Source organism: Geobacillus zalihae (assembly GCF_030414215.1).
Lineage (GTDB): Bacteria > Bacillota > Bacilli > Bacillales > Anoxybacillaceae > Geobacillus > Geobacillus zalihae.
On sequence record NZ_CP129217.1, the window covers coordinates 72,659 to 85,337 of the forward strand.

Annotated in this window: 13 protein-coding genes; all 13 read left to right on the top strand. The window is 52.9% G+C overall.

From position 1 onward, the window contains the following. The first annotated feature begins 19 nt into the window (after window positions 1–19). The 13 genes from ftsH (at window position 20) to lysS (ending at window position 12,468) form a co-directional block, all read left to right on the top strand. On the top strand, window positions 20–1,918 hold the full coding sequence (gene ftsH / locus QWV57_RS00370) for an ATP-dependent zinc metalloprotease FtsH (RefSeq protein ID WP_015373709.1): 1,899 nt from the start codon (window positions 20–22) through the stop codon (window positions 1,916–1,918). 126 nt (window positions 1,919–2,044) lie between these two features. Next, entirely contained in the window at window positions 2,045–2,821 is a 777-nt protein-coding gene (locus QWV57_RS00375; protein ID WP_011229578.1) for a type III pantothenate kinase, read from the top strand. An 8-nt stretch (window positions 2,822–2,829) separates the two neighbouring features. Continuing rightward, window positions 2,830–3,720, top strand: a complete 891-nt coding sequence (gene hslO, locus QWV57_RS00380; protein WP_015373710.1) for an Hsp33 family molecular chaperone HslO — start codon at window positions 2,830–2,832, stop codon at window positions 3,718–3,720. A gap of 86 nt (window positions 3,721–3,806) precedes the next feature. Then, window positions 3,807–4,733 (top strand): cysteine synthase A, encoded by a 927-nt coding sequence (gene cysK / locus QWV57_RS00385; RefSeq protein ID WP_011229580.1) that lies wholly within the window; start codon window positions 3,807–3,809, stop codon window positions 4,731–4,733. 115 nt (window positions 4,734–4,848) lie between these two features. Then, entirely contained in the window at window positions 4,849–6,270 is a 1,422-nt protein-coding gene (gene pabB / locus QWV57_RS00390; RefSeq protein ID WP_015373711.1) for an aminodeoxychorismate synthase component I, read from the top strand. 5 nt (window positions 6,271–6,275) lie between these two features. Beyond that, window positions 6,276–6,851 carry an aminodeoxychorismate/anthranilate synthase component II gene (gene pabA, locus QWV57_RS00395; RefSeq protein ID WP_015373712.1) on the top strand — a complete coding sequence of 192 codons (576 nt, stop codon included), beginning with the start codon at window positions 6,276–6,278 and terminating at the stop codon, window positions 6,849–6,851. A gap of 5 nt (window positions 6,852–6,856) precedes the next feature. After that, complete coding sequence (pabC, locus tag QWV57_RS00400) at window positions 6,857–7,732, top strand: aminodeoxychorismate lyase (RefSeq protein ID WP_015373713.1); 876 nt, start codon at window positions 6,857–6,859, stop codon at window positions 7,730–7,732. Then, window positions 7,732–8,583, top strand: coding sequence for a dihydropteroate synthase (gene folP, locus QWV57_RS00405; RefSeq protein WP_015373714.1), 852 nt, complete (start codon window positions 7,732–7,734; stop codon window positions 8,581–8,583). The genes pabC and folP overlap by 1 nt, the downstream gene beginning before the upstream one ends. After that, window positions 8,546–8,935, top strand: coding sequence for a dihydroneopterin aldolase (folB, locus tag QWV57_RS00410; RefSeq protein WP_014194586.1), 390 nt, complete (start codon window positions 8,546–8,548; stop codon window positions 8,933–8,935). Before folP ends, folB begins: the two co-directional genes overlap by 38 nt. Continuing rightward, window positions 8,936–9,463, top strand: a complete 528-nt coding sequence (gene folK, locus QWV57_RS00415) for a 2-amino-4-hydroxy-6-hydroxymethyldihydropteridine diphosphokinase (RefSeq protein WP_015373716.1) — start codon at window positions 8,936–8,938, stop codon at window positions 9,461–9,463. Next, window positions 9,415–9,636: a helix-turn-helix domain-containing protein gene (locus QWV57_RS00420; RefSeq protein ID WP_011229587.1), complete on the top strand. Its 222-nt coding sequence runs from the start codon at window positions 9,415–9,417 to the stop codon at window positions 9,634–9,636. The genes folK and QWV57_RS00420 overlap by 49 nt, the downstream gene beginning before the upstream one ends. A 16-nt stretch (window positions 9,637–9,652) precedes the next feature. Beyond that, window positions 9,653–10,654, top strand: a complete 1,002-nt coding sequence (gene dusB, locus QWV57_RS00425) for a tRNA dihydrouridine synthase DusB (protein ID WP_011229588.1) — start codon at window positions 9,653–9,655, stop codon at window positions 10,652–10,654. Window positions 10,655–10,983: 329 nt separating this feature from the next. Beyond that, window positions 10,984–12,468: a lysine--tRNA ligase gene (gene lysS, locus QWV57_RS00430; protein ID WP_015373717.1), complete on the top strand. Its 1,485-nt coding sequence runs from the start codon at window positions 10,984–10,986 to the stop codon at window positions 12,466–12,468. Window positions 12,469–12,679: the final 211 nt, after the last annotated feature.

Genomic DNA, 12,679 nt, shown 5'->3' on the forward strand with positions numbered 1-12,679 from the left:
ATATGGGAGGAGGCAAGAAATGAACCGGATTTTCCGCAATACCATCTTTTATTTGCTGATTTTCCTCGTCGTGATCGGCGTCGTCAGCTTTTTTAACGGCACGAACCAGCGAACGGAGCCGATGACGTACGATGCGTTCATCACTCATCTGGAAAACGGGGATGTCAAGTCGTTTTCCATTAAGCCGGAGCGCGGCGTATATGAAATCAAAGGCCAGTTGAAAACATATAGCGAAGGGCAGTACTTTTCCACCTACGTCATGAACAGTGACAAAGTGCTTGACCGCATCGATGCGGCGGCGGCGCGGACGCGGGTGGAAGTCGTGCCAGCGGACGAAACGAGCGGATGGGTGACGTTTTTCACTTCCATCATCCCATTTGTGATTATTTTTATTTTGTTCTTCTTCATTTTGAACCAGGCACAGGGCGGCGGCAGCCGGGTGATGAATTTCGGCAAAAGCCGGGCGCGGCTGTATACGGATGACAAGCGGAAAGTCCGCTTCCGCGATGTGGCTGGGGCAGATGAGGAAAAGGAAGAGTTGGTGGAAATCGTCGAGTTTTTAAAAGATCCGCGCAAGTTTGCGGAACTTGGCGCCCGCATTCCGAAAGGGGTATTGCTCGTTGGGCCGCCCGGAACCGGGAAAACGCTGTTGGCGCGCGCGGTTGCCGGAGAAGCGGGCGTGCCGTTTTTCTCGATCAGCGGGTCGGATTTCGTGGAAATGTTCGTCGGGGTCGGGGCATCGCGGGTGCGCGACTTGTTTGAAACGGCGAAAAAAAATGCCCCGTGCATCATCTTCATTGATGAGATCGACGCCGTCGGCCGCCAGCGCGGCGCCGGCCTTGGCGGCGGCCATGACGAGCGTGAGCAGACGCTCAACCAACTGCTTGTCGAAATGGACGGCTTTAACGGCAACGAAGGGATCATTATTATCGCGGCCACCAACCGGCCGGACATTTTAGACCCGGCGCTGTTGCGCCCGGGGCGCTTCGACCGGCAGATTACCGTCGACCGCCCGGACGTCAAAGGGCGCGAAGCGGTGCTGCGCGTGCATGCCCGCAACAAGCCGCTCGATGAATCGGTTGACTTGAAGACGATCGCGATGCGGACGCCTGGATTTTCCGGCGCCGACTTGGAAAACTTGCTGAATGAGGCGGCGCTCGTTGCAGCGCGCCGCAACAAAAAGAAAATTGATATGAGCGACATCGACGAGGCGACGGACCGGGTGATTGCCGGACCGGCGAAAAAAAGCCGCGTCATTTCGGAAAAAGAACGGCGCATCGTCGCGTTTCACGAAGCTGGGCATACGGTCATCGGCATGGTGCTCGCCGATGCGGAAATGGTGCATAAAGTGACGATTGTGCCGCGCGGCCAAGCCGGAGGCTATGCGGTCATGCTGCCGAAAGAAGACCGCTACTTTATGACGAAAGCCGAACTGATGGATAAAATCACCGGACTGCTCGGCGGGCGCGTTGCCGAGGAAATCGTGTTCAATGAAGTGAGTACAGGGGCCCATAACGATTTTCAGCGGGCGACAAACATCGCGCGCCGGATGGTGACGGAGTTTGGCATGAGCGAAAAGCTTGGTCCGCTTCAATTCGGCCAACCGAGCGGGCAAGTGTTTTTAGGACGTGACTTACACAACGAGCAAAACTACAGCGACAAAATCGCCTATGAAATTGACTTAGAGATTCAGCGCATCATTAAAGAGTGCTATGAAAAAGCGAAACAAATTTTGACCCAACATCGGGACAAATTGGATTTGATCGCCAACACGCTGTTAGAAGTCGAGACGCTCGATGCGGAGCAAATTAAACATTTGTTCGAACATGGCACGCTGCCCAAAGACCGGAACGGGCGCGAGGAGTCCGGCAAAAGCGACGGCGATGTGAAAATCAACATCCAAAAGAAAGAGGAGTAATCGATGTCTCTGTTCGGAGGCATCTTTTTTTTGCCGGCGGCCCAGGGAAAGAAGGACAGTTTTTTTCCCGTAAGTATGATATGATAAAGAATGGGAATTTATCGAGGAAAAGCGAGGAATGAAGCGATGATTTTTGTATTGGACGTCGGCAATACAAACACGGTGTTAGGGGTGTATGACGGGGACGAACTGAAACATCATTGGCGCATTGAAACAAGCCGCTCGAAAACGGAAGACGAATACGGCATGATGATCAAAGCGCTCTTGAACCATGTCGGCTTGCAGTTTTCCGACATTCGAGGCATCATCATTTCCTCGGTCGTGCCGCCGATTATGTTTGCTCTTGAACGCATGTGTCTAAAATATTTCCATATCAAACCGCTCATCGTCGGTCCGGGCATTAAAACCGGGCTCGACATCAAATATGACAATCCGCGTGAGGTGGGCGCCGACCGGATTGTCAACGCGGTCGCCGGCATCCATTTGTACGGCAGTCCGCTGATTATCGTCGATTTTGGCACGGCGACGACGTATTGTTATATTAATGAACATAAACAATATATGGGAGGGGCCATTGCCCCGGGAATTATGATCTCGACAGAGGCTCTGTTTGCGCGGGCGGCGAAATTGCCGCGCATTGAAATCGCCCGCCCGGATGATATCATCGGCAAAAATACGGTCAGCGCCATGCAAGCCGGTATTTTATACGGTTATGTCGGACAAGTGGAAGGCATCGTGTCGCGAATGAAGGCGAAAAGCAAAATCCCGCCGAAGGTGATTGCTACTGGCGGTTTGGCTCCGCTCATTGCCAGCGAATCGGACATCATCGATGTCGTTGATCCGTTTTTGACGCTGACTGGCTTAAAATTGTTGTACGAGAAAAACACCGAGAAAAAAGGATGAAAGGCTTGATGAAGATGGGAGACTACTTAGTCAAAGCACTCGCTTACAATGGACAAGTGAGAGCGTATGCCGCAAGAACGACGGAAACGGTCGCCGAGGCGCAACGCCGCCACCAAACATGGCCGACCGCCTCAGCGGCCCTTGGTCGAGCGTTGACCGCTGGTGTTATGATGGGAGCGATGCTGAAAGGCGAGGAAACGTTGACGATTAAAATTGACGGCGGCGGCCCGATCGGCGTCATTTTGGTCGACAGCAACGCCAGAGGGGAAGTGCGTGGCTATGTAACGAATCCGCATGTGCATTTTGAGCTGAACGAGCACGGGAAACTTGATGTGGCACGGGCGGTCGGAAAAAATGGGATGTTGACGGTTGTGAAGGATCTTGGGCTGCGCGACTTTTTCACCGGACAAGTGCCGCTTATCTCCGGGGAGCTTGGCGATGATTTTACGTATTATTTTGCTTCGTCCGAACAAATTCCGTCATCGGTTGGCGTCGGGGTGCTCGTCAATCCCGACCATACCATCCGAGCCGCCGGAGGATTTATGATCCAGTTGATGCCCGGGACGGAGGAGAACACGATCACTCGCATTGAAGAGCGGCTGAAACAAATTCCGCCCGTGTCGCGCATGATCGAAAGAGGGCTCAGCCCGGAACAGCTGCTCGAACAACTGTTGGGAGATGGAGGCGTCCGTGTGCTCGAGACGATGCCGGTGTCATTCGTCTGCCGCTGTTCGCGCGAGCGGATCGCTGATGCCCTTATCAGCCTAGGGCCCGAGGAAATCCAAGACATCATCGACAAAGAAGGGCAGGCGGAAGCTTCGTGCCATTTTTGCAATGAAACGTACCATTTCGACAAAGCGGAGCTGGAACAGTTGAAACAACTCGCAAAAAAAGAATGAAAACAGTAAAATGATTGACAATTACGCCAATAGTTGATACATTGGAGACAAAGTCGATAAAATTAATGGGGATTAGAGGTGGAACAATGGCACGCACAGTCAACTCGATAACCGAATTGATCGGCGATACGCCGGCCGTGAAACTGAACCGCATCGTTGATGAAGACAGCGCGGATGTGTATTTGAAACTGGAATTTATGAACCCGGGCAGCAGCGTCAAAGACCGGATTGCGTTGGCGATGATTGAAGCGGCGGAAAAAGCGGGCAAGCTGAAGCCGGGCGACACGATCGTTGAGCCGACAAGCGGCAACACTGGGATCGGATTGGCGATGGTCGCGGCGGCGAAAGGATATAAGGCTGTATTGGTCATGCCGGATACGATGAGCTTGGAGCGCCGCAACCTGCTGCGGGCGTATGGAGCCGAGCTTGTGCTCACACCGGGTGCACAAGGGATGCGCGGAGCAATCGCAAAGGCGGAAGAGCTCGTCCGCGAGCACGGCTACTTTATGCCGCAGCAATTTAAAAACGAGGCGAACCCGGAAATCCATCGCTTGACGACCGGGAAAGAGATCGTGGAGCAAATGGGCGACCAGCTTGATGCGTTTGTTGCCGGCGTTGGCACGGGCGGAACGATCACCGGAGCAGGCAAAGTGTTGCGCGAAGCTTACCCAAACATTAAAATTTACGCCGTTGAACCGGCCGATTCCCCAGTCTTGTCGGGAGGAAAACCGGGCCCGCACAAAATCCAAGGGATCGGCGCTGGCTTTGTTCCAGATATTTTGGATACGAGCATTTACGATGGGGTTATTACGGTAACGACGGAAGAAGCGTTTGCGGCGGCCCGCCGCGCGGCTCGCGAGGAAGGCATTCTCGGCGGCATTTCGTCCGGCGCTGCGATTCATGCGGCATTGAAAGTGGCGAAAGAGCTCGGCAAAGGGAAAAAAGTGCTCGCCATCATCCCGAGCAACGGCGAACGTTATTTGAGCACGCCTCTTTACCAATTTGAAGACTAAGCAGACTTTTTCGGCAGGGGCAACCCTGTCGAATTTTTTTTACGAGGATGGTGACCCAGACGGACAATCATTGTACAATAAAAGTAACTATGGACATCGTAAGGAGCTGACGAGGATGGAACAGCGGCGCAGGCGACTGAAACGAACTATCGATTATCGCGGACGGGATTGGTTCCGCCAGTACGAACAGCTGGCCTATAGCCGGCCTCATCATGTGTTGCTTGAGAGCGGCCAAGGGGGAAGGTACAGCATGATCGGCCTTGACCCGATCGGAGTGATCCGCGCTGACGAGCGGCGGCTCATCATCAAGCAGCGCGGGGTTGAAACGGTGCTGGATGGCTCGCCGCTCGAAGGGCTCCGGCAATGGCTTCGGTGTTTCGCCGTGCCGGATGAGGGGGAGTCGTTGCCTTGCCAAGGCGGGCTGATCGGTTTCATTAGCTATGATGCGGTTCGCTATCTGGAACGGCTCCCGGTGCTCGCGCAAGATGATTTGCGGCTGCCGCTCATGTATTTTTTCCTCTTTGACGACGTAGCGATTTATGATCACCAAACTGAACAGCTTCATTTGCTTGCCTACGCGAATGAAGGGGAGGAAAGCGAAGCAAACCGGCGGCTTGCGCGGCAAGCACGGATGTGGCTCGAGGATCGGAATGAAGCGCTGGTCTGGCCGCTTGCTGCCTCGACAGCTGCGCCGTCTGTTTCCATGACAAAAGAGAGGTTTATGGATGCGGTTCGCCGCGTGCAACGCTATATTGCGGCGGGCGATGTGTTTCAAGTCAACTTATCGGTGCGTCAGTCGCAGCCGCTGGTGACGCATCCATTTGCCGTCTACAAGCAGTTGCGGATGCTGAACCCGTCCCCTTACATGGCGTATTTGCATACCCCGGAATTTCAAGTCGTCAGCGGCTCGCCGGAGTTGCTCGTCCGCAAGCGGGGATGGCGTCTTGAGACGCGGCCGATTGCCGGCACACGTTCGCGCGGTCGGACGGCGGCAGAGGATGAACAAATTGCTCGCAAGTTGCTTGCGAGTGAAAAGGAGCGGGCCGAGCACGCCATGCTCGTTGATCTTGAACGGAATGACCTTGGGCGCGTCTGTGCATACGGGACGGTTCGAGTTGACGAATGGATGACCGTCGAAAAGTATTCCCATGTGATGCATATCGTTTCTCACGTATCTGGCACCATGACGACGGAGCACGATGCGTTTTCCGTCATTCGCGCCATGTTTCCCGGCGGGACGATCACCGGCGCTCCGAAAGTGCGAACAATGGAGATTATTGAAGAGTTGGAACCGGTCCGCCGCGGCTTGTACACGGGCTCGATCGGTTGGATCGATTTTCAAGGAAACATGGAGCTAAACATCGCCATTCGAACGATGGTCGTCAAAGACGGATTGGCGCATGTACAGGCAGGAGCGGGCATCGTCATCGATTCCAACCCAGAGCATGAGTACAAGGAATGTTTAAAGAAAGCGGCTGCCCTTTGGAAAGCGAAAGAGCTGAGCGAAGCAGAGGCATTATTTCCGAGCATGAGGTGAGAATGATGATCGTCATGATTGATAACTACGATTCATTTACGTACAATTTGGTGCAATATTTGGGCGTGTTGGGAGAAGAGCTGATTGTCAAACGGAATGATGAAATTACGGTGGCTGAAATCGAACGACTCCGCCCTGATTTTATTATGATTTCCCCCGGTCCATGCACACCGAATGAGGCAGGGGTCAGCCTGGAAGTCATCGATCGCTTTGCCGGCCAAATTCCGATTTTCGGCGTCTGCCTCGGACATCAAGCCATCGCCCAGGCGTTCGGCGGCCGCGTTGTCCGCGCTCCAAGGCTGATGCACGGGAAAACATCGTCCGTCTACCATGATGGGGAGACGATTTTCCGCGGCGTGCCGAACCCGTTTACGGCAACGCGCTACCATTCCCTTATCGTCGAGAAAGAGACGCTTCCGGACTGTTTCGTCGTGTCGGCTTGGACGGAAGAGGGTGAAGTGATGGCGATTCGCCATAAAACGCTGCCGGTGGAAGGCGTGCAGTTTCACCCGGAATCGATTATGACAAGCCATGGGATGCAGCTGTTGAAAAACTTTATCAACACGTATAAAAAGGCGTGACAGTCATGTACGTGTATATCAACGGCGCGGTCGTTCCGCGCGAAGAAGCGCAGTTATCAGCGTTTGATCACGGCTTTTTATATGGGCTCGGCTTATTTGAAACATTCCGCACGTATAGCGGCCACCCTTTTTTGCTTGACGATCATTTGGCCCGATTGAACAAAGGGCTGTCTGAGCTTCACATCGAAAGGCAGTTCGGCCGCGCCGAAGTGGTGGCGATCATCGAGCAGTTGCTCGAGGCCAATGGCTTGCGCGACGCTTATGTGCGCTTCAATGTATCGGCCGGGGTCGGCGATCTCGGCTTGCCGATCGAACGTTACCGAAACCCGACCGTCATCGTCTATATGAAGCCGCTTCCGCCGTCCGTCCCTCCGGAAGGAAAAGAAGGGGTGGTGCTCGCGGCAAGGCGAAACAGCCCGGAAGGCAATGAGCGACTAAAGTCGCACCATTATTTAAACAATATGATTGGGAAATGGGAGCTCGGACATCGACCTCATGCGGAAGGAATTTTTTTGAATTCAGATGGTGCGGTAGCGGAGGGGATCGTTTCCAATATTTTTTGGGTGAAAGACGGCATCGTCTACACGCCAGCGCCGGCTGTCGGCATATTAAACGGCATCACAAGACAATTCATCATTGCTTTGCTCAAGCAGTTGCGCATCCCAGTTGAAGAAGGGGTATATCCGCTGTCCCATTTGTTGCAGGCTGATGAAGCATTTATCACCAACTCTGTGCAGGAAATTGTACCCCTTTGCCGCATTGGCCATTGCGTTTACCAAGGAAAAAATGGTCCGGTGGTCCGGGCCTTGCAGCACCATTACCGACGCTTGACCCATCGGCTATGGACGAGGAACGAATTGGCAGAAAGGATGAACGACTGATGACAACATCGATGCGCCCTCTTCGGCTTCAATGCCGCGGGCATGAGCTTGACTTAAACAAAAAAACGTTGATCATGGGCATTGTCAACGTCACGCCCGATTCGTTTTCCGACGGCGGCCGGTTTTACGACGTGGAAAACGCGGTCAAGCACGCGAAGCGGCTCGTGGCGGAAGGAGCAGACATCATTGACATCGGCGGTGAATCAACTCGTCCGGGGGCGGATCCAGTGCCGCTTGATGAAGAATTGCGCCGCGTCATTCCGGCGGTAAAAGCGATTGCTAAGGCGGTGAGTGTGCCGATCTCAATTGACACGTACAAAGCGGAAGTGGCGCGGCAAGCCATGGAGGCTGGGGCGCACATCATCAACGACGTTTGGGGAGCCAAGGCGGACCCTGATATGGCCGGTGTTGCCGCCACGTACGGCGCGCCGATCATTTTAATGCACAACCGCCGCGATATGGCCTATCGCGATTTGATTTCCGACATGATCGCCGATTTGAAAGAAAGCATTCGCATTGTCAAAGAGGCGGGTGTGAAAGATGAGAACATTATTTTAGATCCAGGGATCGGCTTCGCCAAGACGGTCGAGCATAACTTGGAGGTGATGCGGCGCCTTGATGAATTTGCCGCTCTCGGCTATCCGCTTTTGCTTGGCACGTCGCGCAAACGATTTATCGGCCATGTGCTCGGCGTGCCTGTCGAGGAGCGGGTCGAAGGAACAGGAGCGACCGTTTGTCTCGGCATCATGAAAGGGGTGCACATCGTCCGAGTCCATGATGTATTGCCGATTGCCCGCATGGCCAAAATGATGGATGCTATGCTTGGGAAGGGAGAGAGCGGTCATCGATAAAATTTATGTGCAAGGCATGGAGTTTTACGGCTACCACGGGGTGTTTCGCGAAGAAAACATCCTTGGCCAGCGATTTTTGGTCGATGTGACGTTGGAGCTCGACTTGCAGCCCGCCGGGCGGAGCGATTGTCTTGAGTATACCGTCAACTACGCCGATGTGTACGAGCGCTGCCGGGCGATCGTTGAGGAGCGGACGTTCGCCTTGATCGAGGCGGTCGCTGAAGCGATCGCCGCCGACTTGCTCGCTGCCTTTCCTGTTGTCGAGCGCTGCATTGTCAAAGTGACGAAGCCGAATCCGCCGATTCGCGGCCATTATCAACATGTCGCAGTCGAAATTGATAGGGGTCGTTAAATGGAAAACATCGCATATCTCGCTTTAGGCTCCAACCTCGGAGATCGTGTTTCCTATTTGCGTTCTGCCATTGAAGCGCTCCATCATCATCAGGAAATTTTGATCACATCGAGCTCATCGATTTATGAAACCGATCCGGTCGGCTATGTCAACCAAGGCAAGTTTTTAAACATGGTGATCGAGGTGGCGACGACGTTGTCGCCGTTTGCCTTGCTTGACGTGACCCAGCAAATCGAACGACGTCTTGGAAGAAAAAGGGAAATTCGCTGGGGACCACGGACGTTAGACCTTGACATTTTGCTGTATAATCATGAAAATATTGAAACAGAGCAGCTGACGATCCCGCATCCGCGCATGGCGGAGCGGGCGTTCGTGCTCATCCCGTTGTTTGAAGTCAACTCCCACGTGGCAATACCGAACCTTTCCGAGCCGTTAATCGACATCATTGGCCGACTACCTGACAAAAAAGGAGTTCATGTATGGAAGCGGAAAGATGGGGAAGACGTATTCGCGCTTTTCGAAAGTTGAAAGGATATACGCAAGAAAGACTGGCGAAAGAACTAGGCATTTCCGTATCGATCCTTGGTGAAATTGAACGGGGGAACCGGATGCCGTCCGATTCGCTCGTTGGACAAATCGCCGAACGGCTGAATATATCGGTGGAAGAACTGGCGCCGCCGAAACTCGAATCGAACAAGTAGAAAGGAGGCATCTGCGATGTTTCGCATTGGCGATGTCGAAATTAAAAACCGCGTCGTGCTCGCTCCGATGGCAGGCGTATGCAACTCCGCGTTCCGCCTGACCGTCAAAGAATTCGGCGCCGGGCTTGTATGCGCCGAGATGGTAAGCGACAAAGGAATCGTATACAACAACGAAAAGACGTTAAACATGTTATATATTGATGAACGGGAAAAGCCGATCAGCTTGCAAATTTTCGGCGGCGAGAAAGAAACGCTCGTCAAAGCGGCGAAATTTGTCGATAAAAATACGAATGCAGATATCATCGACATCAACATGGGTTGCCCAGTGCCGAAAATTACGAATTGCGACGCTGGAGCGAAATGGCTGCTTGACCCGAATAAAATTTATGATGTCGTTGCCGCGATCGTCGATGCCGTTGAAAAACCGGTCACGGTGAAAATGCGGATCGGTTGGGATGAAAAGCACATTTACGCCGTCGAAAACGCTCAAGCCGTTGAGCGCGCCGGCGGGAAGGCCGTCGCCGTCCACGGACGGACAAGGGTGCAAATGTATGAAGGAAAAGCGGACTGGAACATCATCAAGCAAGTGAAAGAAGCCGTCAACATCCCGGTTATCGGCAACGGAGATGTCAAAACGCCTCAAGATGCAAAGCGGATGCTTGAAGAAACAGGGGTCGACGGCGTCATGATCGGACGGGCGGCGCTTGGAAACCCTTGGATGATCTATCGCACTGTCCGTTATTTAGAAACTGGAGAGCTCATCCCGGAACCGACGCCGAGGGAAAAAATCGATGTCTGCCTGCTGCATTTAGACCGATTAATTGCCTTAAAAGGCGAATATATCGCCGTCAAAGAAATGCGTAAACACGCTGCTTGGTATTTAAAAGGCATTCGCGGCGCAGCGAAAATCCGCAACGCCATCAATGAATGTGAAACGCGGGACGAACTGGCCGCACTGTTGCTTCGCGTGGCGGAGGAAGCGGAAGTCCAAGCAGCGGCGAACGCCGAAGCCGTTTAACGGATTTCCGAAAGAAGTCTCCCACCTCAAGGAACGCGAAGGGTGTAACCCAGTGAGTAGGTGGGAGATGAATGTCGGTTGGCGTTAGCCAACGAATAGGATAGAATATGGCTAGAACGGACACCTTCGGAACGAAGGGAAGCGTAAAGGGTTCTTGTGTGTGGCTTACCGTTCGGCGAACACGCACAAGTCGCTTGAAGCCTCCACCTCTAAGCGAAGCGTAGGTGTGGGTAGTTCACACAACGGAGATGACGTTCATGCAGCGGAGGACTGCCAGCGAGCGCTGGCAGTATTTTTCGTAAAAAATCGCTAAATGGAGTGAATGAGGTATGAGTCATGAAGAATTGAACGACCAACTGCGCGTCCGCAGGGAAAAGCTGAAAAAAATTGAGGAATTGGGTGTCGACCCGTTTGGCAAACGGTTCGAGCGCACTCATAAAGCGCAAGAACTGTTCGAACTGTACGGCGATTTGTCGAAAGAGGAACTTGAAGAAAAGCAAATTGAAGTCGCCGTCGCCGGCCGCATCATGACAAAGCGCGGCAAAGGAAAAGCCGGGTTCGCCCATATCCAGGATGTCACCGGGCAGATTCAAATTTACGTCCGTCAAGACGATGTTGGCGAACAGCAGTACGAACTGTTTAAAATCTCTGACCTTGGCGATATCGTCGGCGTGCGCGGCACAATGTTTAAAACAAAAGTTGGTGAACTTTCCATCAAAGTGTCGTCGTACGAATTTTTGACGAAAGCGTTGCGTCCGCTGCCGGAAAAATACCATGGTTTGAAAGACATAGAGCAACGCTATCGCCAGCGTTATCTCGATTTAATTATGAATCCGGAGAGCAAAAAGACGTTCATCACCCGCAGTTTCATCATCCAATCGATGCGGCGGTATCTCGACAGCCGTGGCTATTTGGAAGTTGAAACGCCGATGATGCACGCCGTTGCTGGCGGCGCTGCGGCGCGCCCGTTCATTACGCATCATAACGCATTGGATATGACCCTTTATATGCGAATCGCCATCGAGCTCCATTTAAAACGGCTCATCGTCGGTGGTTTGGAAAAAGTGTATGAAATCGGCCGCGTTTTCCGGAACGAAGGCATTTCCACCCGCCATAATCCGGAGTTTACGATGCTCGAATTGTACGAGGCGTACGCCGATTTCCGTGACATCATGGAACTAACGGAAAACTTGATCGCCCACATTGCCACTGAAGTGCTTGGAACGACGAAAATTCAATACGGCGAGCATGTCGTCGACTTAACGCCCGAGTGGCGGCGCCTCCATATGGTCGATGCGATCAAGGAATATGTCGGCGTCGACTTCTGGCGGCAGATGAGCGACGAAGAGGCGCGGGAGCTGGCGAAAGAACATGGAGTGGAAGTTGCTCCACATATGACGTTTGGCCATATTGTCAACGAATTTTTTGAACAAAAAGTCGAGTCTCACCTCATTCAGCCGACGTTCATTTATGGCCATCCGGTTGAAATTTCACCGTTGGCCAAGAAAAATCCGGACGACCCGCGTTTTACCGACCGATTTGAGCTGTTTATCGTCGGGCGCGAACATGCCAACGCCTTTACCGAATTGAATGATCCGATCGATCAGCGCCAACGCTTTGAGGCGCAGCTGAAAGAGCGTGAACAAGGAAACGATGAAGCACATGAAATGGACGAAGACTTCCTTGAAGCGCTCGAGTACGGCATGCCGCCAACAGGCGGGCTTGGCATCGGCGTCGACCGTCTGGTCATGCTGCTGACGAACTCGCCGTCGATCCGCGACGTGTTGCTTTTCCCGCAAATGCGTCATAAATAAATTTGATCGCTCCCTGCAAAGACAAGCAGCAGGGGGCTTTTCATTTATGTAAAAATAGTTGTCGTTGTTTTGTTGAAAAACAAACACAGGAAGTCGAGTTGACAAACCACTCCCAACGTGTTATATTATGATAGCACGTTGAAATGACAGCACTAATCAAAAACAAGGACCTATTGACAAATAAATAAATTTAATTATAATATGACTTGTC